Genomic DNA, 24,719 nt, shown 5'->3' with positions numbered 1-24,719 from the left:
TGTCGCTCCTGATAAATAGAACTAAGTAATCCGTCTTACCCGCATAGCCTCATCCGCGATTCACTTAATGCCCGAGAAGCCGAAGCTGCTCAGGAACTGCTTCTGAAACACGACAAAAGCCACCATCAGCGGCAGGCACACCAGCAGCGTACCCGCGCAGATCAATCCCCACTGTCCACCAGACTCTGCGCCCATCGCGAACGACACCAGCCCGATGGTCAGCACCTGTTTGTCCGGGTCGTTGAGCACCATCAGCGGCCAGAGATATTCGTTCCAGTGGTAGGTAATGCTGACCGTGGCGAAGGCCAGAATCGACGGCCAGGTCATAGGAATCAGGACGTGAAACACCACTTGCCACCAGCGACAGCCTTCCATCAACGCGGCCTCTTCGATCTCTTTGGCAATATTGAGAAACGCCTGACGCATCAGAAACACGCCAAACGCTGAGGCGAAATACGGCATCATCACGCCAGTCAGGGTATTGAGCAGGCCGAGCTGCTTGAGCGTCATCATGTTTGGCACCATCATGACGACAGGCATGATCATCATTTGAATCAGCAGCAGGTAGAACAGCAGCGTTTTGCCACGGAATTCGTGGTAGGCGAAGATGTAGCCCGCCGTGGTGATCGTGACCAGCTGTACCAGAAACGTGCCAACGGCAAAGATCAGCGTGTTGGTGTAGAGCCGTAACCAGTCGGCGCTGTCCCACGCATCACGGAAGTTATCGAGCGTCAGCGGGAGACGCGGCAACAGCGAGGCCATGTCTACGCCAAAGCTGCTGGTGCTGACAGAAGAAGACAGCATCCAGATAAACGGGCTGACCCACAGTAACGCGGCACAAATCAGCAACAGCGGCAGCGTAAACCGCGTCGTGATACGAAGAGGATTGGCCATGCTTCGGCTTTCAACGCGCTGACTTTTCACGCTCCGAACGTCAACGATCTGATTTTCAGCGCTCATAATGTGCCCCCTTCTCCAACACCTTCAGATTCATAATGGAAAAGGCAAACAGCAGCGCCAGCGTCAGGAAGGTAGCCGCAGAGGCTTTGCCCAGATCGTGCGTGTCATTCGCCAGATCCTGAATGTAATAAAGCAGCACAGTCGTGGCGTTATTCGGCCCGCCGCGCGTCATCACGGCGACGTGATCAATCTGAGTAATGGCGTAGATAAAAGCGATGGTCACCACAAAGGCGATGGTTGGCCGCAACAGCGGCAGCGTGACGTAGAAAAACACCTGACGCCGCGAAGCGCCCTCCATCAGCGCCGCCTCGCGTGCAGAAGCAGAAATGGCTTGCAGACCGGCGAGAAAAAACAGCATGTAATAACCCGCAAACTTCCAGATACCTATGACGCTCACCGCCACCAGCGCGCTGTCACTCATACCGAGATAGTTGTTGTTCATCGGGCCGAACACTTTCGCCAGAGAGTAATCCAGCAGTCCCAGTCCCGGCATAAAGATGAACAGCCACAGCGTCGCGGCGCTCACCAGCGGAATGATCATCGGAAAGAAGAAAGCAGTGCGCAACCAACGATTTACCCGCGTGTTTTCCCACAGCAGCACCGCCAGCAACAGTGCCAACAGCACGCCGGGCACGACCGTCATCAGGATATACAACACGTTGTTCAGCAATGCCTGCCAAAACACGGCGTCCTGCACCAAACGAACAAAATTATCTAACCCGACGAACAGCGGCGTATCGGCATTCAGCCGAGTGTCATACAGGCTGTCGATGACCGAACGCAGCAGGGGGAAATAGGTGAAGGCAAGCAAAAAAACCAGCGTCGGCAACAGCACAAGGTAGGGAAAGCATTTTGCACGCATAACTCTAGGGTCGCTCAGTGTGGAACACAGAGGCTTAACCCTAGAACGCCAGCGTGTCACTGGGGCGTCAGTTTAATGACAGTTTGTTTTCGGAAGTAAATAATTCGCTGGCTAATTTTTAATCTTAAAGATCGACGTGGAGATGTTCTCTCTTATTGTGAACGGATAAGCATTTATTCTATATCACTCCATGTGAACACATTTTTCATATTCAGGTAATTAAGGTTTTCCATAAGTAGCACCTGCCCATTTTTCAGTTGTACCTTATTCTGATCATTCCTTGGGGTGCTATCGTTAACAATAACAAAAGGCACAACGTCTAAATCCTTACCCAATTCATCGACGAGTATTCTAGCCATAACGTATTGGCGAAGTAATTGGTGGGGTAAAAATAAGCCGCCATGTGCACCAAAAGTTTGTGAATCTTTAACCTCACCAATGTAAAGTTTATTACGCGTCTCAATAACGATATCAATTTCCGTATGGCGGATATTTTGAAATAAACGCAGAGGAGCATCTTCTCGTTCAAGAGAATAATTAGCCGTTTTTTTAACACGTAAATACTTATTAGATTCCCCATTAAAATTCAATACCCTTTCCTGTAAACCAGGAAATAATCGTAAAAACCGCTCATAGATAGCGTCAATCTTGACCGTGTTTCGAGTAATATTCTTCCCAAAGATATAATCCCGATAGCCATACCAAAAAAGTTCGAGTCTAGCTTCTGAGCCATTATCAAAAGGGGCGCTATCGTCGCTATTATTCCCCATCAAATATCTGATTAACTTATTATTTCGCAGATCAAAAAGATGACCGACCGTTGTCCAATTCTCGGTTCTGTTTTTTATTCCTAAAATCATCGCTATCCCTTTTATTCTTCTTCACTTTATTGGCCTCGCACGCGCTAAAACACATGCGAGACCAATATATCACGCCGAACGCATTAATAGTCGCTCATCGGTACACATGAACAGAACAGATTACGGTCGCCGTAAACGTCGTCCAGACGCTTCACGCTCGGCCAGTATTTGTGTTCACTCCCCGCCGGGAAGACAGCCAGTTCGCGGCTGTACGGGTACACCCAGTCGGCTACCAGTTCCGCCTGCGTGTGCGGCGCGTTAACCAGCGGGTTGTCGTCCAGCGGCCACTCGCCCTGCACGACGCGGTTAATTTCGGCACGGATCGCCAGCATCGCATCAATAAAGCGATCGATCTCCACCTGACTTTCTGATTCCGTCGGTTCTACCATCAGCGTACCCGCCACCGGGAACGACATCGTCGGCGCATGGAAACCGTAGTCGATCAGGCGTTTGGCGATATCCATTTCGCTAATACCCGTGCTTTCCTTGAGTGGACGAATATCCAGAATGCACTCGTGCGCGACACGACCGTCACGGCCGGTATAAAGTACTGGATATGCCTGCTGCAAGCGCGTCGCGATATAGTTAGCGTTCAGGATCGCCATCTGGCTGGCCTGCTTCAGCCCTTCCGCCCCCATCATGCGGATGTACATCCAGCTAATCGGCAGGATAGAAGCGCTGCCGAACGGCGCCGCAGAGACAGCGCCCTGCTCCGTCAGCACACCATCAATTTTGACCACCTGATGACCCGGCACAAACGGTGCCAGATGCGCTTTCACGCCAATCGGCCCCATGCCCGGTCCGCCGCCGCCGTGCGGAATACAGAAGGTTTTATGCAGGTTCAGGTGCGATACGTCCGCGCCGATGTAGCCCGGCGTCGTAATCCCAACCTGGGCGTTCATATTCGCACCGTCCAGGTACACCTGACCGCCGTACTGATGCACGATCTGGCACACTTCGCGGATCGTCTCTTCATAGACGCCGTGGGTAGACGGGTAGGTCACCATAATGCAGGACAGCTGTTCGCCCGCAGCCTGCGCTTTCTCACGCAGATCGTGCAGGTCGATATTGCCCTGCTTGTCGCAGGCTACCACCACGACCTCCATTCCCGCCATCTGCGCCGATGCCGGATTAGTTCCGTGCGCGGAGCTAGGAATCAGACAGAGATGACGACCCGCCTCATTGCGGCTTTCATGATAGCGACGGATCGCCAACAGCCCCGCGTACTCGCCCTGCGCACCAGAATTGGGCTGCATGCAAATCGCGTCATAGCCGGTCAGTTGCACCAACCAGCCCGATAGCTGTTCGATCATCTGGCGATAGCCCAGCGCCTGTTCCGTCGGGCAGAATGGATGTAGCTCGGCAAATTCTGGCCAGGTAATCGGCAGCATTTCCGCCGCCGCGTTGAGCTTCATGGTGCAAGAACCGAGCGGGATCATCGCCTGATTCAGTGCCAGATCCTTACGCGCCAGACGGTGCAGGTAGCGCATCATCTCGGTTTCACTGTGATAGCGGTTGAACACCGGATGCGACAGGATCGCGTCGTGGCGCACCAGCCCAGCGGGGATCGTTGCCGCTTTCTGGCCGATGGCCGCATCGAGCGCGTCGATATCCAACCCGTGATCGTCGCCTAACAGCACCGCGAACAGCGCCTGCACGTCTTCACGCGTGGTCGCTTCATCCAGCGTAATGCCCACGGCACTCGCCAAATCGCTGCGCAGATTGATGCCAAAACTTAATGCGCGGCTCAGCACCGCGTCCTTATCCGCCACCTCAATGGTCAGCGTGTCAAACCAGCTGCAATGGCGCAGAAGTAGTCCGCCCTGCGTTAATCCTGCTGCCAGAATATCGGTCAGACGATGGATGCGCCCCGCAATACGTTTGAGCCCTTCCGGCCCGTGGAATACCGCATACATCCCTGCGATGTTGGCCAGTAACACCTGCGAAGTACAAATATTCGAGTTCGCCTTCTCGCGGCGAATATGCTGCTCACGTGTCTGCATCGCCATGCGCAGCGCGGTATTGCCCGCCGCATCACGCGACACGCCGATGATACGTCCCGGCATGGCACGTTTATGTTCATCACGACAGGCAAAGAACGCCGCGTGTGGGCCGCCGTAACCCATCGGCACGCCGAAACGCTGTGCGGAACCGAAAACGATATCCGCGCCCTGCTTGCCCGGCGCAGTTAGCAATACTAGCGCCATGATGTCCGACGCCACACAGCTAACGACCTTACGCGCTTTCAGTGCGGCCATCAGGTCGCTGTAATCGTGCAGTTCGCCCGTTGTCCCCGCCTGTTGCAGCAGTACGCCGAACACCGCATCGTCTTTCAGTGCCTCTTCAGCCTTGCCGACCACAATCTCAAAGCCGAAGGTTTCCGCACGGGTACGCACAACGTCCAGCGTTTGCGGATGCACGTCGTCGGCGACGAAGAAACGTTCAGCCTGCTTGAGTTTGCTGATACGTTTTGCCATCGCCATCGCTTCCGCCGCAGCAGTGGCTTCATCCAGCAGCGAAGCAGAGGCCAAGTCCAGACCGGTTAAATCCTGCGTGACCTGCTGGAAATTCAGCAGCGCTTCAAGACGCCCCTGAGAGACTTCCGGCTGATACGGCGTATAGGCGGTGTACCAGCCAGGGTTTTCCAGCAGGTTGCGTAAAATCACCGGCGGCATCAGCACCGCACTGTAGCCCATACCGATGTAACTTTTATAACGTTGATTGCGCCCTGCAATGGCCTTCAGCTCAGCCAACGCCTCATGCTCGTTCACGGCTTCCCCTACCGCTGGCGGGCCAGGCAGTTGAATGTCCACCGGGACAATCTGGCGAATCAACGCATCCAGCGATGCCGCCCCCACCACCGACAGCATGTGCTGCTGTTGACTGACGGAAGGACCGATATGGCGCTCGATAAACGCGCCGTCATGTTCGAGTTGACTGAGTGTCTGGGTCATTACAGCAATTTCCTGCATCAATCGTGATAGATCGTTGCCGCGCTGAAATACGACGCGGGCGAATAAAATAAAACGCCCCAGCACAGAGGCTGGGGCGCGTTCACTACTCGTCTTCTTCTAACGACGCCTGATAGCCTTCGGCATCAAGCAATTCATCCAAATCAGACTCATCAGAAATTCTGATACGGAACAGCCAGCCGTCGGTATAAGGCGCGCTGTTGACCAGCTCAGGGGAGCTTTCCAGGTCTTCGTTAACTTCCACGATCTCACCGCTGATGGGCGCATAAATATCCGATGCCGCTTTTACCGACTCCGCCACTGCGCAGTCATCGCCTGCGGCGACCACCGTGCCTACTTCAGGTAAATCGATAAACACCATGTCACCCAAAAGCTCCTGTGCGTGTTCGGTAATACCCACGCTGTAGATACCGCCGCCCTCGTGCAGCACCCATTCGTGCGACGTGGTGTATTTTAATTCTGCTGGTACATTGCTCATTGCATCCCCTTTCCTAAAGTCGTTAATCCTGTATACCCGTCATACTTCAAGCTGCTTGTGCGTTAGCTGCCTTCACGCAACTCGAATTATTTAGGGTATGGCTTATTGTGATAAGCACGCGGCTATTAATACTGAACGATGGCTTTTCCGGCACGGACAAAGCCGGGCTTGGTCACGCGTACGGGCAGTTCGCGGTTACGAATCTGCACGATAGCCTGTTCACCAATCCCCACCGGAACACGCGCCAGCGCGATGCTCACGCCAAGCGTCGGTGAGAACGATCCGCTGGTGATGACCCCTTCGCGCATCACACCATCACTATCAGTAAAGCGCACAGGTAAATCATTGCGCAATACGCCTTTTTCCGTCAGCACTAAACCAACCAGTTGCTCGGTGCCTTTTTCGCGCTGATGCGTTAACGCCTCACGCCCGATAAACTGACGCTCTTCCGGCTGCCAGGCGATTGTCCAGCCCATATTGGCCGCCAGCGGCGAAATGCCTTCATCCATATCCTGACCGTACAGGTTCATCCCCGCTTCCAGCCGCAGCGTATCGCGCGCGCCCAGCCCGCAGGGCTTCACGCCCGCGACCAGCAGTTGCTGCCAGAAATCGACCACCTGCACATTCGGCAATGCAATCTCATAACCGGCTTCGCCCGTATATCCCGTCGTGGCAACGAAGAAGTCCCCTGCCTGCCTGCCAAAAAACGGCTTCATGCTGGCAACCGCAGCCACATCTTCATCACTCAGGCCTTTTGCTCTCAGGAGGCCTTGAACTTTTTCTTGCGCCAGTGGACCTTGTACCGCAACCAGCGCCAGATCGTCGCGCTCGCGAATGTCGACACCGAACGGAGCCGCGTGCTGCTCGATCCAGGCGAGATCTTTTTCACGCGTCGCGGAGTTCACCACCAGACGGAAATCGTCTTCCGTCAGAAAATAAACGATCAGATCGTCGATCACGCCGCCGGAGGCATTCAGCATGCCGGTATAAAGTGCCTTACCTGGCTGTGTGAGTTTGGCGACATCATTCGCCAGCAGATAGCGCAAGAACTCACGCGTTCTCGCGCCGTGTAAATCGACGATGGTCATGTGGGAGACATCAAAAATGCCCGCATCCCGACGCACAATATGGTGCTCATCCAGTTGGGAGCCGTAATGCAGTGGCATCATCCAGCCATGAAAATCAACCATTTTGGCGCCATCGGCCAGATGTTGTTGGTACAACGGGGTCTGCTTTGCCATTCCTCATCCCTCTTCAGCGCATGCGTCCAGGCGATAAAACACACTGCGCAAACGATATCTTCTGACTGAACTTACCACCGAAGCGCGGGTTAAACCACACTCTTATCCATAAGATAAATTATATAGAAAGCAAAGAAAGCCGAGCCACTCACAAAAAACAAAGCAGTGTAATATGCTTAATAATCGATTAAATTAAGCATGTAAATTATTTAAATGCGCACATAAAACAGATTAATGACATTAAAACTGGATAACTCAGGGAATACCACCCAAATAAAAACCCCATTCGGATTAGATAATATAATGATAAAAACAAGCTTAAATTAGATTTTTTCAATCAAAACCCAACGATAAATCCCAGCCTGACTCCCGCCATTACACTGCCATCATCACGATTCTGTGAGCCACTTCTCAGGCGTCTTTACCTCCGTGCCAGCGTACAAGATGACATGGCAGCAGACGGAAGGCGCTCGCAGCGTGTTTTTTCCACACTAATAACAAGGAATTGCACAACATACATTTTTAGGTTTATCAAAATTAACGTTAAACAGGAGCATACAATGGCTAACAGAATGATTCTTAACGAAACATCCTATTTTGGCACAGGCGCCATCGCTCAGATTGTCGATGAAGTGAGGAGAAGAGGGTTCAGGAAGGCCTTGTTGGTGACGGACAAGGATTTGGTTAAATTTGGCGTCGCTGCCAAAGTTACAGCAAAGCTGGATGCGGCAGGGTTACCCTACGATATTTACGATGAGGTGATTCCCAACCCCACCATTCGCGTAGTGAAAAGCGGCATCGAGCGTTTCAAGTCATCCCAGGCCGATTACCTGATCGCGATTGGCGGCGGCTCACCGCAGGACACCTGCAAAGCCATCGGTATTATTATCAATAACCCTGAATTTGGAGATGTCCGTAGCCTCGAAGGCGTTGCCGCCACCCGACGCCCTGCCGTACCGATTATCGCTATCCCGACCACCTCCGGCACGGCCGCCGAGGTTACGATCAACTACGTGATCACCGACGAAGAAAAACGCCGCAAATTCGTGTGTGTCGACCCACATGACATTCCGATTGTCGCCATCGTCGATCCCGACATGATGATGAGCATGCCTGCTTCGTTGAAAGCTGCCACGGGGATTGACGCTCTGACACACGCCATTGAAGGTTTCACCACCAAAGCCGCCTGGGAACTGACCGATACGCTGCACCTGAAAGCCATTGAAATTATCAGCCGTTCACTGCGCGATTCCGTTGCCGGGAAGCCGAAAGGCGTGGAAGAGATGGCGCTGGGGCAATACATCGCTGGTATGGGTTTTTCAAACGTTGGGCTTGGGCTGGTACACGGTATGGCGCACCCGCTCGGCGCGTTCTACAACACCCCGCACGGTGTCGCTAATGCGATCCTGCTGCCGCATATTATGGCCTATAACGCCGATTATACCGGTGAAAAATTCCGGGATATCGCTGTTGCAATGGGAATAAAAAGCGCGGCAGATATGCCCATCACTCAGGCGCGAGAAGCCGCGATTAATGCGGTACGGCAGCTTTCTCACGATGTAGATATCCCACCAAGGCTGCGCGATGTCGGCGTGAGAGAAGAGGATATTCCCGCGCTGGCACAGGCCGCCTTTGACGATGTTTGTACCGGCGGTAACCCACGCGATGCGAACATCGACGACATCAACGCGCTGTATCGATCTATTTATTGAGGAGTTACAGACGTTTATTAGCGCATGACAACAAGGCTCTGTTTTGTGCCCGCTATCGTTATTATGCGGGCACAACATTTACACACGCTAAATCAGCACACTGATATTCAGATTCTCCATCAGCCAGTGGTTGTCAGAATAATCAACCGGGATGGCAATCACCGCGGGGCCGTCAACGTCCATTGCCTGACGGAGCTTGCTGACCAGTTCATCAGCAGATTCTACCGCAAACCCTTTCGCGCCAAACGCTTCCGCATAGGCTTTGAAATCAATCGGCCCGAACGCTACGCCCGCCGGGCGATGGTATTTATGCAACTGCTGGATTTCTACCATGTTGTAGCCGTTATCCACCCAGATGATATGCAGGAGATTGCTTTTCAGGCGCACCGCCGTTTCCAGCTCCATACTGGATTGCATAAACCCGCCGTCGCCAGAAACGGACACCACTTTTTTGTCGGGTTGCACCAGCGATGCGGCTATCGCCCACGGTAGCGCCACGCCCATGGTCTGCTGACCGTTAGTCATCAGAATCTGTCGCGCCCGGAAGCTATACAGGTAACGCGCTAACCAGATATGAAAACTCCCCATATCCACACACAGCGTGACATCCTCATTCACGATATCCTGCATCGCCCGCACGAGGCGCAGCGGGTGGATCGCAAATCCTGACATGTTGATAGCACGCGTACTGAGATCGTGCCGCTGACGCTGCCGATCCTGCAATACGGACTGTGTATCAGCAGACAAAATAAACGATTCACTGATACACGCATTCAACGAATCCACCGTCATCGCGATATTCCCGATCAGTTCGATATCAGGCCGGTAGGCGCTGTCGATCTCCGCTTGTAGCACATCGATATGGATCAGCGTCGCTTTGCCGTTATTCCACAAAACGGGATCATACTCAATCGGGCTATAGCCCACGGTGACAATCACGTCCGCCCGCTGTAGCAGCTTGTCACCAGCCTGATTGTTGAATAGTCCGACACGTCCAGCAAAATGGCTAAATTGTTGCTGATCGATCACACCAGCAGCCTGATATGTGCTGGTAACCGGCAACTGGCTGTGGTGCAAAAAACGACGCAGTGCTTGCGCATTTTCCTGCTGGCTCGCCATTAATCCGAGCAGCAGCACCGGATTTTTAGCCTGCTTCAGCCGCTTGGCGGCTTCAGCAATGTCACTCTGAGGCGCACCGTTTAATAGCGGTAAATGCGGGCAGGCCAATACCGGGCTAATAGCCGGTTCGTTGACGATATCCTGCGGCAGGCTGACAAACGCCGCCCCCGGACGCCCACTTTCCGCAGCCCGGAAAGCATTCGCTAACACTTCGGATATGGCAGAAGATGCGGTGATTTCTGCACTGAATTTACTGACCGGCTGAAACAAGCTGACCGTATCCAGACTCTGGTGCGTCAGCTTAAGTTTATCTGCCCGTTTAACCGCACCGCCCAGCGCCACGACGGCATCCCCTTCTGCGGTTGCCGTCGCTAGCCCGGTCACCAGATTGGAACAGCCGGGGCCGGATGTCACCAGCGTCACGCCGGCTTTCCCTGTCAGGCGTCCTATCGCCGCCGCCATAAATGCGCCGTTCGCTTCATGCCGCACAGGGATCGTTTGAATCGTCGAATCTTCCAGCTCATCAAACACGCGATCAATTTTTGCGCCGGGAATACCAAAAATATGCTTCACGCCCTGCGCTTCCAGGTGTTTTACCACCAGCTCTGCTCCGCTATGCCAGCGCTGTGGTTCCGTTGACTTTTCCATAACATAACTCCGATGAAATGACTAACTCTCTACTGACTGGATGACGCTATTGAGGTTTTCTGATGACAGATCGGCATTGAGAAACTCCCGATCCTGAGGCAAGTCGATGATCAATTTGGCAATCGCGCCAAACGTCAGCGTGCCATTTTCAACGTCATAATTCAGAATATGGCCGCCGCCTTGGCGATCGTCGGTAATGAAGTGTTCGTGGTAGCCCGCAACGTTAATGCCCTGGGTATAAGCTGGGCTACGAAATCCAATAACGCTGCCGCTACGGTGTTCAAAATGAAACGTCGGTTGCCCTTCAATGGCCTCCTGCATCGGTTTATAAGGCCGACACTGCCGAGGCACAGTACGCGTTTCAACGCAGCGGAAACGCCCATCAATCCGTAGCGCGCAGAACAGATTGTCTGTTCCCACGATCCCATCGATCTGGCGATGAACTTCTTCACGTGAGGTCCAGCGATCAAAATGGATCGTTTCCGTCGGATGAAAGAACGTCATGACTGCAAATGGAGTTTTCTGCTCCGGCTGCGCCGCTCGTGCACTGCCGTCAGATAACAGTTGGAAAATCTGGCTGTTTAACGCAACGAGTTCCCCATCCAAACTGTTAAATGTTCCTAATCCAAAGTCACCATGTTCCAGTAATTCCGTCATTGTTCGGCTACCTTCGTACACGCCATTTATTAGTCCACTCATTAGTGAAGTTTGATAAATAACGCTGTCTACATGCTGACCGCGGAAGTCACAAGCATAGCTAGCAAAGGCTTCTTCACAGGATTGTTCATCGATACTCGTTTTCATACATTCCTTCTCACTGCGCCAATTACTTAAAAATTACTAATCTTTAGATAAAGATTGACGCGAGAGAGGACAAAATTCCAATATGCAATGAAGGTCATTTCAAGATCGGGAACATATTGGAGCTACGTGAATGGAACTACGATATCTGCGCTATTTTGTCGCCGTTGCACAAGCGCGACATTTCACGCGGGCGGCGGAGAATCTGGGGATGTCACAGCCGCCTCTCAGCCAGCAGATCAAGAAATTCGAACAGGAGATCGGTACACCACTGTTCAAACGACTGACGCGCGGTGTAGAAATGACAGAGGCGGGGCAAGCATTGTATGAGGATGCATGCCAAATTCTGCAACTCACCGATTCGGCCATCGCACGGACGAGAAGTATTGCGCGAGGTGAGACGGGGAGCCTGAAAGTAGGTTTTTCACCGTCGGCCATGTTCCACCCCACCGTGCTTGCACTGCTGCATCGCTACTGCCAGCAACATCCACACGTTCAACCACTACCGAAGGAAGAAAATCCAGCGACGCTTATCGCCTCATTACAAGAACGCCATATCGACATCGCATTTCTGCGCTTACCTTGCGATCTCAGTGATGAGATTAACGGGGAAATTTTGGCCGAAGAGCCAATGAAATTGGTGCTGCCCGCTGAACATGCGCTTAGCCATAAAATGCAGGTTTCGCTGAGCGAATTGCGTCAGGAGCCGCTGATTATTTTCCCGCGCGAGGTTTGTCCGGGGCTGCACGATATGATTATTCGTACCTGCTACCTGTCAGGCTATGGTCCCAGACCCAGCCCCTTTGCCCCACAGTTGACGGCGACCATTGGGATGGTCGCTGCGGGCTTCGGCATTACTCTTGTACCAGAATCACTCGCCTGTATTAAGGCCGATAATGTGACCTATCATGATATCGGCATGCCCAAAATCCATACACAAATTGCGGCTATCTGGCGTAAACATGAACGATCGGCCGTGATCGTGAATCTGATCCACCTGATTCGCCAACATCTGAACAATCAGCATCCCGATTAATGCGGTTATGTAGAAAATTCCGGCCATCTCCCCGTCAAAAAGCTAGTAATTGATATAAATTCTTATATGATATTAGTTATCATTATCACTTTTGCCGGGTGGAAAAATGCTAACAGCAATGATCACAGCCTGCGGGCTATGGGGTGTGAGCTGGTGTATGGGGAAACATCTGTCTAGCGCCTGGGGCGTGCTGTTGCCCTGTGCCATTATGCCGCTACTCGCACTGCTCAATCTGAACCTGACACACTTAAAAGTGATTATCGCCATCGCCCTGTTGGCGACGCTTGTCATGCTGTTCCATCAACGTTTGCGTCACTATTTACTCCTGCCATCCTGCATTGCGCTGGCTGGCGGTTTGGCGGCGCTGTCCGTTATGTTTAATCTAACGACGCTATAAAAACCATGAATGACAAACAAACGCAGAAAGCGCTATAGCTAAAAACGGGATAATAGAGGATAAACAGAGAAGAACATCAGGAAGATACAGAGGCGTTCGGTGGTGCGAAGAGAGGGACTTGAACCCTCACGTCCGTAAGGACACTAACACCTGAAGCTAGCGCGTCTACCAATTCCGCCACCTTCGCACTGAGAACGTTGCTTGTTTTATGCAGTAAATTTATCTCATGTAATACATTTATCACGACATGGTGCGAAGAGAGGGACTTGAACCCTCACGTCCGTAAGAACACTAACACCTGAAGCTAGCGCGTCTACCAATTCCGCCACCTTCGCAACGCTGTCATGCAATTTTTACTATGCGATACTGATTTACTGCTTCGGTTCGACAAACCAGAACCGTTGTAGTGATGTTGGTGCGAAGAGAGGGACTTGAACCCTCACGTCCGTAAGAACACTAACACCTGAAGCTAGCGCGTCTACCAATTCCGCCACCTTCGCAACACTGCTTTACGCAATATCACTACGGGGGCGAATTCTAGAGGTTTTCGCGTTCACGTCAATGATTATTTCCTCGGGAATGCGGGGTTTGCTGTAAAAATCATCATCTCTCCGCGGCGTTGCGCGTAAAGAGTTCATCAAGCCATTCAATAAACACCCGAATCCGTGGCGCAAGAAAGCGGCCAGGCGCATACATCACGTAAAGCGGCATCGCGGGCGGTGGCGTCTCCGGCAAGATCTCCACCAGTTCTCCGCTTTCCAGAAGTGAGCTTAAGCCGCGACGCGGAGCCTGAATAATCCCCAATCCCGCGCGTGCGCCTGCAATGTAGGCATCAGCACCGTTTATCTGCAACGTGCCGGGAAGCATACGCGTAATCCGCTCGCCGCCCGACATGAATTCCAACGGATAAAGGTATTCGGTACGCAGAGAGAAATAGCCCACCATGTGATGCCCTGACAGCTCATCAAGCGAGCGTGGCACGCCGTAACGCGCCAGATAGCCGGCCGACGCACAGGTGACCTGCGGCATGGACGGCAAATGGCGGGTCGCCAGCGTCTCGTCCTCCGTTTGCCAGGCACGCAGTACGCAGTCGACACCTTCACGCAGTACGTTAATCGCTGCATCATTGGCACTCAGCATTAGCGTCACCTGCGGATAGCGCGCATAGAACTCGCCCAATGCCGGAACCACGATTTCTCGCGCCAGCGAATGCGGCATATCCACCCGTACTTTGCCTACCGGCAGTTGCTTTTGCTGCGTGAACAGCGTGTCGATTTCTTCAATTTCCGCGAGCAATTGCAGGTAACGTTCATAATAAACGCGTCCTTCATCGGTAATCTGCACCTGACGCGTCGTGCGTTGCAGCAAACGTACCCCTAGCCGCCCTTCAAGCTGTTTAATGGTGTTGCTCACCGTCGCACGCGGCAGCGCCAGCCGCTCCGCTGCACGGCTGAAACTGCCCAGTTCGACAATTCGCACAAAAACCCGCATCGCTTGAATATGATCCATCACCGCCACCATTGTTAGTTATTTTTGAATAGTGTTGCATAAAAAGCGGTATTTATCTTTTTCAGATAAACAACCAGACTGCTCTCACTGCCAACGAGATGAGGAAGATGACAATGCAACAGCGCAAATTAGGAGCAAATGGTCCGCAGGTTTCAGCCATTGGGCTAGGTTGCATGGGGATGAGTGATTTTTACTCCACCGCGCAAGATGAAAAAGAGTCCATCGCCACGTTGCATCGGGCGCTGGAACTGGGCGTCACCCTGCTGGATACCGCCGATATGTATGGCCCTCATACCAATGAACTGCTGCTGGGCAAAGCGATAAAAGGCAAGCGCGAACAGGTCTTTTTGGCAACCAAATTTGGCATCGTGCGCGATCCGGCAAATCCCCACGCACGCGGTGTCTGCGGTAAGCCGGACTATATTCGTCGTGCGGTAGAAGGCAGCCTGACGCGGCTCGGTACGGACGTTATCGATCTTTACTATCAACATCGTATCGATCCAGCCGTGCCGATTGAAGAGACGGTCGGCGCGCTGGCCGAGCTGGTTAAGGAAGGTAAAATTCGCTACATCGGCCTGAGTGAAGCCTCTGTCACCACGCTGGAGCGCGCACATCGCGTACACCCCATTACGGCGTTACAGAGCGAATATTCACTGTGGACGCGCGATATGGAAGCTGAGATTCTGCCGACCTGTGAGCGTTTGGGCATCGGCTTTGTGCCTTATAGCCCGCTCGGGCGCGGCTTTCTGACGGGCGCAATCCGTAGCCCGGACGATTTGGCTGTCGACGATTTCCGTCGCACCAATCCACGTTTCTCTGAGGAAAACTTCGGGAAAAACCTGCAACTGGTAGAGAAAATTAACCAACTAGCGCAGGAAAAACAGGTCACGCCCTCACAGCTGGCACTGGCATGGGTACTGGCGCAGGGCGAACATATCGTGCCAATTCCGGGCACCAAACGCCGTCGTTATCTGGAAGAAAACGTTGCGGCGCTGGATGTCACACTAACGAAAGAAGAACTGGCCGCTATTGATGCCATCTTCCCGCCCGATGCCGCAGCAGGTGAACGCTACGGCAAGGAGAGTATGGCAGCCCTGAATCAGTAGGTTTTTACCGACGGCCTTTACCTGTACGCGGCGGACGACCCACGGTGGCCTGATACACCTTGAAGCGCCCGGTCTGCGCCAGCACTTCATGGCTGCCAAATGCAGCATCTAACAGCGCCGGATAAGGCAGGAAGGCGTTAGCGACGATGCGCAGTTGTCCACCAATTGGTAGATGGGTCACCGCACCACGAATCAGCATTTCCGCGGCTTGCAGGCTGGTTTGTAAGCCGTCGTGGAATGGCGGATTGGACACGATCATATCGAAGCGGCCATTGATGTCTGAATAGACATTACTCGCAATCACACTGCCTTCCAGCGCGTTCGCTGCCAGCGTAGCCTTACTGGACTCCACCGCCGCAGCGCTGACATCGCTCAGCGTCAGGCGGATTTTCGGTGACTGCTTCGCCAGCACCGATGCCAACACGCCAGCACCGCAGGCGATATCCAGCACTTTACCTTTCATGTGCGGTTCAAACGTAGACAGCAGCAGTCGGCTACCTGGGTCCAGGTCATCACGACTGAAGACGCCCGGAAGCGTTTTAACAGTAACGCCGTCCGTCACATACTCATCCCACCACTCATCCAGCGTGAAGTTGGCCTGCTTATCAATCCGACCGTGGTAAAGCCCGCAGCGGCGCGCGCTGTCGATTTTTACCAGTTCAACAAAGTCAGACAGCACAGTTTCAGCACTGCGTACGCCGCTGCGGTTTTCTCCAACCACGAAGATCTCCGCGCCGACAGGCAGCAAGGACAACAGATTACGCAGTTGGAATTCCGCTTCCTGTTTGCTTTTCGGCCAGTAATAAATCAGCGTGTCGCTATCCGCCACCAGCGCCGCATCCGCCACCAGACCGAATTGCGCATTCTCTCCAAGCGGCTTTGTCATCTGCTGCCAGTGGTGATATTGGTTGCAATGGACACGCACCGACGCCGCCTCAAATTGCGCGGGCAGGGTATCCTGCAAATCACCGGCAAACAAAACGCGGCGTGAAAGAAATTCGTCACTATGGCGCAGTATAACTTCACTGGCGGGGGTTAATGCGGACATCAGGCTACGGCTCCTTAATCATTGAACGGGGGATTATATACACTTCGTCCCCGAAGTTGCAGAGCGGAGAGGAAATAACCGCGCCGACATTGGCGCAGCCTGACGGGGTTTGCTAGCATAGGCACGAATTATTTTCTCGCCCGCCAGACAGGACAACGCATGGAATCAAGACGTGACAGGCTGCTACAGCAACTGGGGATTACGCAGTGGACGCTGCGTCGCCCGACAGTGCTGCAAGGCGAAATCGCCGTCAGTCTACCCGACCAGGTGCGTCTGGTGATCGTCTCCGCCGAGCCGCTGGCTGATGATGAACCGCTGCTGGCCGACGTTTTGCACAGTCTGGCGTTGACGCCTGCGCAAGCCTATCGCCTGACGCCGCAGCAGATCGAGATGCTGCCCGCCGACGCACACTGCCACAGTTGGCGGTTGGGCATAACGGACCCCATTGCGCTACAGGGCGTTCAGCTTTCCAGCCCTCTGCTTTCCGAACTTCATCAAAATGCCGACGCCAAACGGGCGTTATGGCAACAGATCTGTGAACATGAACACGATATCTTCTCTGACGCCAGCTGACCTGGCACAAGCTTTTAAAATTGAACAAGCCAGCCACGCCTTCCCCTGGACAGAAAAAACGTTTGTCAGTAATCAGGGTGAACGTTATGTCAACCTGAAGCTGAACCATGACGGGCAACTTGCCGCTTACGCCATCACGCAAGTCGTGTTGGATGAAGCGACACTGTTCAATATCGCCGTGCACCCGGACCATCAACGTCAGGGTTTCGGTCGCCAGTTGTTGGAACACTTGATCGATGAGATGGAGCGGCGTGGCGTTCTGACGCTGTGGCTGGAAGTGCGCGAATCAAACACTCGAGCCATCGCGCTGTATGAAAGTCTGGGCTTTAACGAAGTCTCAGTGCGCCGCGATTATTACCCCACGGCACAAGGCCGGGAAGATGCCATTCTTATGGCGCTGCCACTCGGTTAACCCCTTTATCTATACTCTAAATAATTCGAGTTTCAGGAAGGCGGCAAGAGAAGGAATCCCGATGAGCTTACTCAGGTAAGTGATTCGGGTGACTGAACGCGGCCAACGCACATGCAACTTGAAGTATGACGAGTATACGGCGGATGCCATAATGTGAACCCCGTCCCGCTCTGGTTTTTTTTCCGACAAAAAAATCCCCGCAACGTGATCGTCATAAATAAAACCTTGTTTCTTTTTTATCACAATAAGGTTCCATTTCATGTTTCTGGTTTGCAGGCATGCCATGGTTTATCCGTTATCTACGAGGACTACTATGAAAAAATACACTCTGGCTACGACGCTCCTGTGCGGCTTATTCTCTCTTTCCGCTTACGCGGTACAAGTCACGGCGGTTACGGCCTCCGCTTACGATTCAGACAAGGGCCACAAGCCTGCCAACATTGCCGATGGCGACGTAAAAACGCGCTGGGCGGCAAATGGTGAGAGCTGGGTTCAGTTAGAACTGGATAAAGAACAATCCGTTGAGAACTTTGTGCTGGTTCCTTTCAAAGCAGACGAGCGCAAACTGAAATTCTCCGTTTCCTACTCTACTGATGGGAAAAGCTGGCAAAAACTGGCTGACAATCTGGTTACCTCTAACAACGCCAAAGACGGCGAGAAATTCACGTTCCCTGCCGTTAAAGCCAAATTCTTCAAGCTGGATACGTTTGGCACCGATGTGAACAAGTGGAGCGCCATCAACGAGATCAGCTTTAACAGCGCTGCGCAGGTTCCAGCCCAGGCTATTAAGTAACGTGTTGGAAGGGTCTGGCGCGTAGACCAACCCATCTCTATTTCGTTAAACCTCACCACGCCTGAATCGATTACCGGGCGTGGTGCATTCCAACCTTAACCCCCCACCTCGCTCCTTTGGTAGCGTTATCCACATTTTCCTTAGCGTTGAAATAAAAATCATTCTCAACTAAGATGCGCCTGAAATTTGACCTCCGATCGATCCGTTTCAGGCACCTGACATGTCATCAGCCAATATTGATACCTCAGCAGATCTGCATCAGCTCTATTGTCAGCACCACGGCTGGTTGCAGGGGCTATTACGTAAACGACTGGGGAATCTGTGTGATGCTGCCGATCTGGCGCAGGATGTGTTTTTACGGCTATTACTGAAACCACGCCAGTTCGACAGCCACGCTGGCGCACGAGCTTATCTAAGCGTGATGGCACAAGGCATGTGTATCGATCTCTGGCGTAAGCGAGAAATTGAGCGAGTGTGGCTCATCTCGCTCGCCGAACAGCCGGAACCCGTTGCCCTGTCGGCGGAAGACAGCAACATCATTCTCGAAACCTTATATCAAGTCGATGCCATGCTGCGTGCGTTGCCAGAGAAGGTGCGTGCGGCTTTCATCATGGCGCAGGTTCAAGGGCAACCCTATCGGGAAATTGCCGAGGCGCTGGGCGTTTCCGAACGCATGGTGAAGAAATATATGGCGCAGGCCATGCTGCACTGTGTGTTGCTGGAAGCAGAGATAGATGCGGACGCTCAGGCCGCTCACTTATGAATAAACCCAGTTTTATTGCCTTACAGCAGGCATCGCAATGGTACGCTCAGCTGTGCGATCGAGAACCTGGCGATGAACACGACCACCACTGGCAACGCTGGATGGAGGAAAGCGAGGAACATCGTCATGCCTGGGACTATGTGCAAACCGTCAGCCAGCGTTTCCAACCGCTGCGCGGCGACGGTCAGCAGCCCGCATTGAATACGCTACTACATAAGCCGGAATCAATGGCACGCCGTCGTGCGCTCAAACTCGCCGCACTGCTCAGTACCGGTTCATTACTTTCCTGGCTGACGTATCACCATACACCGTTAAAAGGCTCGCTGCTGGCGATGACGGCCGATCATCACAGTGCGGTAGGAGAAATCAAATCGCTTACCTTGCCGGACAACACCCGGCTGTGGCTGAACACCGCCAGCGCGATTGATATCCGCTACAGCAATAAGCGTCGGGAAATCGCGCTGCTGGCGGGCGATATTCTGATTGATACCGCTGCCGATGCTCGCCCCTTCTTCGTCACCACCGCACAAGGGCACTTGCAGGCGCTGGGCACGCGTTTTAGCGTAGCGCAGGAACCGGACGTCACAACGCTGACCGTTTACCAACACGCGGTCGAGGTCAGCGCCAAGTACGCGAGCGCCGCACGTCGGGTCAACGCAGGCTATCACCTGCGTTTTGGCACCGACGGTCAAGGTAACATCGAGCCCAATCAGCAGAACGATGCCGACTGGTCACACGGCATGTTACAGGCAGACAACATGCCGCTGGGTGAGGTCGTGGCGCAGCTGTCACGCTATCGCCACGGCTATCTGGCGTGCCAACCCGCTATCGCTGATCTACGCGTGATGGGTACCTTCCCCTTAATCGATACTGACATGGCGCTGAATATGCTGGCGCAGGCCTTTCCCGTCCGCATCCATCGGCGTTTTCCGTGGTGGGTGACCGTCGAACCGCGCTGATATCGTTCTTATACCAGTCACCTTTTTAGAGACCGTTTTTGGAATAAAGACAAAAAATTTTCTCTTTTGAGTTCCCCTTTTTCGACTGTCGTTCGATTCACAGTAAAACCACCAATTTTTACTCTGGGTCAGAAGGCGAACTTTCATGGCATTGATTCCATTTTTCTCTACACAGCGCACTCCTTCCAAACTGGCGATTGCCGTTCATCTGTTGCTGTGCGGCGCACCGCTGTTCGTGCACTCCACCGCCACCGCGGCAGAAACAGCAGTCGCGGCGGCAACCAAAACCTATTCCATCTCTGCCGGGCCGCTTAACCAGCAACTCAACCAGTTTGCCACCCAGTCGGGCGTTTATCTGGTCGGCGATGCACAGTTGGCAACGGGGAAAACGGGGCCCTCTCTGCAAGGGAATTACAGCGTGGATGGCGGATTCGCGACGCTGCTGGCAGGAAGCGGGCTTCAGGTGATGCCGCAGCCTAACGGCGTCTGGCGTTTACAGAGAATACCGCAAGGAGATGAAATGCTGATCGTGGCGGGCGTCAACCGCAACGGCGTGACCGAAGGGACACAGTCCTACACCACGCGCAGCATGAACACCGCGACACAGTTAGCTTTGTCGCCGCGAGAAACGCCGCAGTCAGTGAGCGTCGTCACACGCCAGCGCATGGACGATCAGAATATGACATCACTGGATGAAGCGATGAAACAAACCACCGGCATCAACGTGGTCAATCAGAACAGCTATCAGGTGAAATACGAATCGCGCGCTTTCGTGGTGGATAATATCAAAGAAGACGGCATTAATTTCTCCAGCCAAAACAGCGTATCCAACATGGGCGCCGTTCAGTCTTCAAGCGAATCACCCGATCTGGCAATTTATGACCGCGTCGAGATCCTGCGCGGCGCATCCGGTTTGTCACAGGGAAATGGCGAACCCGGCGGCACCGTGAATCTGGTACGTAAGCAACCTACTCACAACTTTCAGGCATCTGGCAGCGTTGGCGCGGGCAGTTGGGATAATTATCGCAGTGAACTCGACGTTTCTGGGCCGCTGAACGACGATGCCAGCCTACGCGGCCGTCTCGTTGGCGTTTATCAGGATAAGCAAAGCGTTAAAGATTACGAGCATAGTGAAAGAAAAGTGCTGTTCGGCACGCTGGCCTACGATCTGACACCCTCCACCACCGTCACCGGCGGCATCAACTGGCAAAAAACCCGAGGCGTGCCGGATGTGTATGGCGTCCCGTTTGCCACCAATAAAAGCAGCCTGAACCTGCCTCGATCGACCTATCTGGGCGCAAGCTGGAACCGCATCGAATTTGAAAAAATTAACCCATTCGTCGAACTGGAACACCAGTTCGACAATGACTGGACGCTAAAAACCGCGCTGAACTATATCCACTCCCGCGCGGCGAGCAGTTATATCGGTATCATGAACGGCACAAGCGGCGTCAATCCGGCAACGGGGAGTTCGTCGCTAAACAATAATCTGCGCTACGACAATAAAGCCGAACAGTGGGGCTACAACTTGAGCCTGAGCGGTCCGTTCGAGCTGCTGGGTCGCAGCCACGAATTGGTGGTAGGTGGTGATTATCAGAAAGAAAATTTTGATAACAACCACATTCGCATCGACAACAAGGATGCGGTAAATATTTTCAACTGGCAGCCGAATTCGCTGGCAGAGCCAGACTGGTCAAATACGAGTCTCTACAACAACCATTATAACGACCGTTTTAATTTGTATCAGCGCGGTGCTTTCGCTACCGCCCGTTTTGAACTGGCAGACGACTGGAAGTTGATTCTGGGCGGTCGCTACAGCGCCTACAGCTATGACGAATACTTCACGAATCAGATTCGTAATACGTCTTCGCTCAGCACCCTGCATGCCAGTAATGAGTTTGTACCTTACGGTGGCCTGCTGTGGGACTTTGCCGATAACTATACCTGGTACCTGAGCTACGCCGAGATTTACAAGCCGCAGAGCGAGAAGGACAGCAGCGGTAAGTTGTTGCCCGCCATTACCGGCACCAACTACGAAACCGGCGTGAAGGGCGAGTTCTTTGATGGCGATCTGAACACCTCGCTGGCGCTGTTCCGCATCATTCAGGAAAATCGGGCAATGGCCGTCGCGAATAGCTCGGTTTGTCTGATCGGCACCAGTTGCTCCCAGCCAGAAGGCAAGGTACAAAGCCAGGGGGTAGAGCTAGATGTCACAGGGAAACTGGCTGAAGGCTGGCAGATTCAGACGGGTTATACCCTGATTAACAGTAAAATTCTTGAAGGAAGCGCGAACGAAAAGGCCGCACAGTTCAGCCCGCGCACGCCGAAGCATATGTTCAAGCTGTACACCTCATACAATCTGCCGGGTGAGTTGAATCAATGGACGATTGGCGCGGGTATGACGGCGCAGACCGAGACGCAAACTTACCCTAACCGGGTTTATGGCCTGCATCAAGGCGGCTATACATTGTTTAACGCCAATGTCCGCTATCAGTACAGCAAAAACCTGAGCTTCAATCTGGTAGGCAATAACCTGACGGATAAAACCTACTACTTGAACCTGAATAACCGCCATCTCAGCGGCAATAACTATTACGGTGACCCACGTAATTTCATGCTAACCGCGAAGTGGAAGTTCTAAGCGCACTCGCCTGCCGGCTTTTGCTGGCAGGCTATCGCTCAATCCATTATGCAAACGCTTAAACGTTTTTATTCGCTGGTTGCACCTTTCTGGCTGACCACACGCGCCACGCTGTTGTGGCTGCTACTGCTGCTGATTATGAGCCTGACGCTCTCCGTCGTGTGGATCAGCGTGCAGTACAATAATTGGAGTCGGGATTTTTACGACGCGCTGGCCGACTACTTTCAGCACGTATCAATCTACGATATGGCGGTGCGCTATCTTGCCTACACGCTGCTATTCGTACTGGTGATCATCTGCGGAAACTGGCTCAAGAAACAGCTGATTATCCGCTGGCGCGATACCATGACACGCCAATATGAACAGGACTGGCTGCGCAATCACGCCCACTACCAGCTCAATTCAGGGCTGGATAACCCCGATCAGCGCATTGCAGAAGATATTCGCCTGCTGATCGAGCAAAGCCTCGAACTCCTGCTCTCGCTGTTAAAAAATACCGCCCGGTTCTTCTCCTTCATCGCCATTCTCTGGCAGCTTTCCGGCGTCCATACCTTCACATTAAGCGGCTATACCCTCACGATACACGGCTATCTGGTGTGGATTGCCCTCGCCTACGCTGCACTTGCGAGTATCGTGACGCATCGGCTGGGCCATCGCCTACACAAACTGAATATTGAGCGTCAGCGGACAGAAGCGGACTACCGAGCCACGCTGCTGCGAGTGCGGGACAACAGCGAGCAAATTGCGTTTTATCAGGGCAGCGACGCCGAGCAGCAGCGGATGCGGCAACACTTTCAGCCCATCGTGCAAAACTGGCAGCGTTTAATGGCGCGGGAATTTCGGTTAGAAAGCTTTACCACCAGCTATTTCCGCTTCAGCCTGATTATCCCCGTTTTCGCCACCCTGCCGCTGTTTCTTGCCCGTCAGGTTAGCCTTGGAGCAATTATGCAGGCGCGATCCGCCTTCGGCTATGTGCTGGATGCCTTTGGCTGGTTCATCGATGCCTATCGTCAGTTGGTTCAATGGTCTTCCACCATTGAGCGGCTGTGGGAGTTTCAGCACCGCTTGCAGCAATTACCGACGCCAGACGCACCGTGCCGTGAAGGACATGCCTTGTCTATCAATGCGCTATCCATACCACGCCCCGATGGTTCGCCGTATTTCGCCCCGCTGACACTTACGCTTCAGGCGGGTGAATGGGCAGTACTCAGCGCAGCCAGCGGCAGTGGGAAAACTACGCTACTGCGTGCGCTGGCTGGGCTGTGGCCGGTATCGCAAGGAGAATGTCGTTTTCCGGTAGGTCAAGCACTCTTCTTGCCGCAAAAAACCTATTTACCACAGGATACATTGCGTCAGGTATTGTGTTACCCACAGGCACAGCTAGCCGATACCGTACAATTGATCACGGTACTGGAACACACCGGACTCGCCTCACTGATTTCTCGTCTGGATGACAAAGCAAACTGGAGCCGAGAGCTGTCGGGCGGTGAACAACAGCGCCTGTCACTCGCGCGTGCGCTACTGCTGCGCCCGACACTGCTTTGTCTGGATGAAGCCACCAGCCAGCTCGATGATGCAGCGGCGCTTCAGCTGTTAGATCACATCAGGATAGCGCTACCACACACCATCGTGCTGGCCGTCAGCCATCAGCCCGCCGTGCTGGATTGTTTCACGTATCAGATACGGTTAACGCCACTTGCCCCAGAGGAAAAAAAGGAAGCAGGGAAACACGCTATCGATCTGTCTGTTGCGCGGCAAGAGGCGGACAATCAGCAGGTTTCTTACGGAAAGGTGTGAAGAAAACGGGAGAAACATAGCCCGGAGCGAAT

At 53.3% G+C, this 24,719-nt stretch carries 21 protein-coding genes and 3 tRNA genes; 11 read left to right on the top strand and 13 right to left on the bottom strand.

The window, feature by feature from the left end; translation table 11 throughout:
* Nucleotides 1-60: 60 nt before the first annotated feature.
* The 6 genes from E2566_RS03605 to gcvT form a co-directional block, all read right to left on the bottom strand.
* A complete protein-coding gene (locus E2566_RS03605) occupies nucleotides 61-960 on the bottom strand; it encodes a carbohydrate ABC transporter permease (protein ID WP_107167862.1) in 900 nt (299 codons plus the stop codon).
* Nucleotides 950-1,822: a carbohydrate ABC transporter permease gene (locus tag E2566_RS03600; RefSeq protein WP_107167863.1), complete on the bottom strand. Its 873-nt coding sequence runs from the start codon at nucleotides 1,820-1,822 to the stop codon at nucleotides 950-952. The genes E2566_RS03605 and E2566_RS03600 overlap by 11 nt, the downstream gene beginning before the upstream one ends.
* A 173-nt stretch (nucleotides 1,823-1,995) precedes the next feature.
* Nucleotides 1,996-2,682 (bottom strand): hypothetical protein, encoded by a 687-nt coding sequence (locus tag E2566_RS03595; RefSeq protein WP_107167864.1) that lies wholly within the window; start codon nucleotides 2,680-2,682, stop codon nucleotides 1,996-1,998.
* Nucleotides 2,683-2,765: 83 nt separating this feature from the next.
* Nucleotides 2,766-5,636, bottom strand: coding sequence for an aminomethyl-transferring glycine dehydrogenase (gene gcvP / locus E2566_RS03590; protein ID WP_107167891.1), 2,871 nt, complete (start codon nucleotides 5,634-5,636; stop codon nucleotides 2,766-2,768).
* 103 nt (nucleotides 5,637-5,739) lie between these two features.
* Nucleotides 5,740-6,132, bottom strand: coding sequence for a glycine cleavage system protein GcvH (gene gcvH / locus E2566_RS03585; RefSeq protein WP_107167865.1), 393 nt, complete (start codon nucleotides 6,130-6,132; stop codon nucleotides 5,740-5,742).
* 125 nt (nucleotides 6,133-6,257) lie between these two features.
* On the bottom strand, nucleotides 6,258-7,373 hold the full coding sequence (gene gcvT / locus E2566_RS03580) for a glycine cleavage system aminomethyltransferase GcvT (protein ID WP_107167866.1): 1,116 nt from the start codon (nucleotides 7,371-7,373) through the stop codon (nucleotides 6,258-6,260).
* Between the two features lie 560 nt (nucleotides 7,374-7,933).
* Here gcvT and fucO point away from each other — a divergent pair.
* Entirely contained in the window at nucleotides 7,934-9,085 is a 1,152-nt protein-coding gene (gene fucO / locus E2566_RS03575) for a lactaldehyde reductase (protein ID WP_107167867.1), read from the top strand.
* 87 nt (nucleotides 9,086-9,172) lie between these two features.
* Here the strand turns inward: fucO and alsS are convergent, their stop codons facing one another.
* Both alsS and budA read right to left on the bottom strand, forming a co-directional pair.
* Nucleotides 9,173-10,852: an acetolactate synthase AlsS gene (gene alsS, locus E2566_RS03570; protein WP_107167868.1), complete on the bottom strand. Its 1,680-nt coding sequence runs from the start codon at nucleotides 10,850-10,852 to the stop codon at nucleotides 9,173-9,175.
* Between the two features lie 21 nt (nucleotides 10,853-10,873).
* A complete protein-coding gene (gene budA / locus E2566_RS03565) occupies nucleotides 10,874-11,656 on the bottom strand; it encodes an acetolactate decarboxylase (protein WP_107167869.1) in 783 nt (260 codons plus the stop codon).
* Between the two features lie 130 nt (nucleotides 11,657-11,786).
* On the opposite strand from budA, the gene E2566_RS03560 reads away from it, so the two are divergent.
* Both E2566_RS03560 and E2566_RS03555 read left to right on the top strand, forming a co-directional pair.
* The gene (locus E2566_RS03560; protein ID WP_107167870.1) at nucleotides 11,787-12,689 is read left to right on the top strand and encodes a LysR family transcriptional regulator; all 903 of its coding nucleotides are present in this window, start codon (nucleotides 11,787-11,789) and stop codon (nucleotides 12,687-12,689) included.
* 106 nt (nucleotides 12,690-12,795) lie between these two features.
* On the top strand, nucleotides 12,796-13,086 hold the full coding sequence (locus E2566_RS03555) for a DUF1435 domain-containing protein (protein WP_107167871.1): 291 nt from the start codon (nucleotides 12,796-12,798) through the stop codon (nucleotides 13,084-13,086).
* A gap of 100 nt (nucleotides 13,087-13,186) precedes the next feature.
* Here the strand turns inward: E2566_RS03555 and E2566_RS03550 are convergent.
* From E2566_RS03550 to E2566_RS03535, 4 genes are all read right to left on the bottom strand, one after another.
* Nucleotides 13,187-13,273 (bottom strand) — tRNA-Leu (locus tag E2566_RS03550).
* A 61-nt stretch (nucleotides 13,274-13,334) separates the two neighbouring features.
* Nucleotides 13,335-13,421: transfer RNA gene (locus E2566_RS03545), tRNA-Leu, on the bottom strand.
* Nucleotides 13,422-13,499: 78 nt separating this feature from the next.
* Nucleotides 13,500-13,586: transfer RNA gene (locus tag E2566_RS03540), tRNA-Leu, on the bottom strand.
* Nucleotides 13,587-13,689: 103 nt separating this feature from the next.
* Nucleotides 13,690-14,595 (bottom strand): LysR family transcriptional regulator, encoded by a 906-nt coding sequence (locus E2566_RS03535; protein ID WP_107167872.1) that lies wholly within the window; start codon nucleotides 14,593-14,595, stop codon nucleotides 13,690-13,692.
* 113 nt (nucleotides 14,596-14,708) lie between these two features.
* Between E2566_RS03535 and E2566_RS03530 the strand changes: the two genes are divergently transcribed.
* Nucleotides 14,709-15,701 (top strand): aldo/keto reductase, encoded by a 993-nt coding sequence (locus E2566_RS03530; protein WP_107167873.1) that lies wholly within the window; start codon nucleotides 14,709-14,711, stop codon nucleotides 15,699-15,701.
* Nucleotides 15,702-15,705: 4 nt separating this feature from the next.
* On the opposite strand, the gene rsmC is transcribed toward E2566_RS03530, so the two are convergent.
* Nucleotides 15,706-16,749, bottom strand: a complete 1,044-nt coding sequence (gene rsmC, locus E2566_RS03525; RefSeq protein WP_107167874.1) for a 16S rRNA (guanine(1207)-N(2))-methyltransferase RsmC — start codon at nucleotides 16,747-16,749, stop codon at nucleotides 15,706-15,708.
* 159 nt (nucleotides 16,750-16,908) lie between these two features.
* Between rsmC and E2566_RS03520 the strand changes: the two genes are divergently transcribed.
* The 7 genes from E2566_RS03520 (at nucleotide 16,909) to E2566_RS03490 (ending at nucleotide 24,687) form a co-directional block, all read left to right on the top strand.
* Nucleotides 16,909-17,322 carry a DNA polymerase III subunit psi gene (locus tag E2566_RS03520; RefSeq protein WP_107167875.1) on the top strand — a complete coding sequence of 138 codons (414 nt, stop codon included), beginning with the start codon at nucleotides 16,909-16,911 and terminating at the stop codon, nucleotides 17,320-17,322.
* Nucleotides 17,291-17,734: a ribosomal protein S18-alanine N-acetyltransferase gene (gene rimI / locus E2566_RS03515; protein ID WP_107167876.1), complete on the top strand. Its 444-nt coding sequence runs from the start codon at nucleotides 17,291-17,293 to the stop codon at nucleotides 17,732-17,734. The genes E2566_RS03520 and rimI overlap by 32 nt, the downstream gene beginning before the upstream one ends.
* A gap of 313 nt (nucleotides 17,735-18,047) precedes the next feature.
* Nucleotides 18,048-18,527 carry a discoidin domain-containing protein gene (locus E2566_RS03510; protein ID WP_107167878.1) on the top strand — a complete coding sequence of 160 codons (480 nt, stop codon included), beginning with the start codon at nucleotides 18,048-18,050 and terminating at the stop codon, nucleotides 18,525-18,527.
* 220 nt (nucleotides 18,528-18,747) lie between these two features.
* Nucleotides 18,748-19,290, top strand: a complete 543-nt coding sequence (locus E2566_RS03505; protein ID WP_107167879.1) for a sigma-70 family RNA polymerase sigma factor — start codon at nucleotides 18,748-18,750, stop codon at nucleotides 19,288-19,290.
* Nucleotides 19,287-20,249 carry a FecR domain-containing protein gene (locus E2566_RS03500; RefSeq protein WP_107167880.1) on the top strand — a complete coding sequence of 321 codons (963 nt, stop codon included), beginning with the start codon at nucleotides 19,287-19,289 and terminating at the stop codon, nucleotides 20,247-20,249. Before E2566_RS03505 ends, E2566_RS03500 begins: the two co-directional genes overlap by 4 nt.
* Nucleotides 20,250-20,394: 145 nt before the next feature.
* A complete protein-coding gene (locus E2566_RS03495) occupies nucleotides 20,395-22,890 on the top strand; it encodes a TonB-dependent siderophore receptor (protein WP_107167881.1) in 2,496 nt (831 codons plus the stop codon).
* A gap of 48 nt (nucleotides 22,891-22,938) precedes the next feature.
* Nucleotides 22,939-24,687 carry an ABC transporter ATP-binding protein/permease gene (locus E2566_RS03490; RefSeq protein ID WP_107167882.1) on the top strand — a complete coding sequence of 583 codons (1,749 nt, stop codon included), beginning with the start codon at nucleotides 22,939-22,941 and terminating at the stop codon, nucleotides 24,685-24,687.
* Nucleotides 24,688-24,719 lie beyond the last annotated feature (32 nt).

Source organism: Pectobacterium punjabense, from assembly GCF_012427845.1.
Taxonomy (GTDB): domain Bacteria; phylum Pseudomonadota; class Gammaproteobacteria; order Enterobacterales; family Enterobacteriaceae; genus Pectobacterium; species Pectobacterium punjabense.
This window is presented reverse-complemented; position numbering and strand designations above follow the sequence as displayed.

What these genes read in the sequence shown, in the direction of transcription:
- E2566_RS03605 (WP_107167862.1), bottom strand. Translation starts at nt 960, where the DNA reads ATGAGCGCTGAAAATCAGATCGTTGACGTTCGGAGCGTGAAAAGTCAG.
- E2566_RS03600 (WP_107167863.1), bottom strand. Translation starts at nt 1,822, where the DNA reads ATGCGTGCAAAATGCTTTCCCTACCTTGTGCTGTTGCCGACGCTGGTT.
- E2566_RS03595 (WP_107167864.1), bottom strand. Translation starts at nt 2,682, where the DNA reads ATGATTTTAGGAATAAAAAACAGAACCGAGAATTGGACAACGGTCGGT.
- gcvP (WP_107167891.1), bottom strand. Translation starts at nt 5,636, where the DNA reads ATGACCCAGACACTCAGTCAACTCGAACATGACGGCGCGTTTATCGAG.
- gcvH (WP_107167865.1), bottom strand. Translation starts at nt 6,132, where the DNA reads ATGAGCAATGTACCAGCAGAATTAAAATACACCACGTCGCACGAATGG.
- gcvT (WP_107167866.1), bottom strand. Translation starts at nt 7,373, where the DNA reads ATGGCAAAGCAGACCCCGTTGTACCAACAACATCTGGCCGATGGCGCC.
- fucO (WP_107167867.1), top strand. Translation starts at nt 7,934, where the DNA reads ATGGCTAACAGAATGATTCTTAACGAAACATCCTATTTTGGCACAGGC.
- alsS (WP_107167868.1), bottom strand. Translation starts at nt 10,852, where the DNA reads ATGGAAAAGTCAACGGAACCACAGCGCTGGCATAGCGGAGCAGAGCTG.
- budA (WP_107167869.1), bottom strand. Translation starts at nt 11,656, where the DNA reads ATGAAAACGAGTATCGATGAACAATCCTGTGAAGAAGCCTTTGCTAGC.
- E2566_RS03560 (WP_107167870.1), top strand. Translation starts at nt 11,787, where the DNA reads ATGGAACTACGATATCTGCGCTATTTTGTCGCCGTTGCACAAGCGCGA.
- E2566_RS03555 (WP_107167871.1), top strand. Translation starts at nt 12,796, where the DNA reads ATGCTAACAGCAATGATCACAGCCTGCGGGCTATGGGGTGTGAGCTGG.
- E2566_RS03535 (WP_107167872.1), bottom strand. Translation starts at nt 14,595, where the DNA reads ATGGATCATATTCAAGCGATGCGGGTTTTTGTGCGAATTGTCGAACTG.
- E2566_RS03530 (WP_107167873.1), top strand. Translation starts at nt 14,709, where the DNA reads ATGCAACAGCGCAAATTAGGAGCAAATGGTCCGCAGGTTTCAGCCATT.
- rsmC (WP_107167874.1), bottom strand. Translation starts at nt 16,749, where the DNA reads ATGTCCGCATTAACCCCCGCCAGTGAAGTTATACTGCGCCATAGTGAC.
- E2566_RS03520 (WP_107167875.1), top strand. Translation starts at nt 16,909, where the DNA reads ATGGAATCAAGACGTGACAGGCTGCTACAGCAACTGGGGATTACGCAG.
- rimI (WP_107167876.1), top strand. Translation starts at nt 17,291, where the DNA reads ATGAACACGATATCTTCTCTGACGCCAGCTGACCTGGCACAAGCTTTT.
- E2566_RS03510 (WP_107167878.1), top strand. Translation starts at nt 18,048, where the DNA reads ATGAAAAAATACACTCTGGCTACGACGCTCCTGTGCGGCTTATTCTCT.
- E2566_RS03505 (WP_107167879.1), top strand. Translation starts at nt 18,748, where the DNA reads ATGTCATCAGCCAATATTGATACCTCAGCAGATCTGCATCAGCTCTAT.
- E2566_RS03500 (WP_107167880.1), top strand. Translation starts at nt 19,287, where the DNA reads ATGAATAAACCCAGTTTTATTGCCTTACAGCAGGCATCGCAATGGTAC.
- E2566_RS03495 (WP_107167881.1), top strand. Translation starts at nt 20,395, where the DNA reads ATGGCATTGATTCCATTTTTCTCTACACAGCGCACTCCTTCCAAACTG.
- E2566_RS03490 (WP_107167882.1), top strand. Translation starts at nt 22,939, where the DNA reads ATGCAAACGCTTAAACGTTTTTATTCGCTGGTTGCACCTTTCTGGCTG.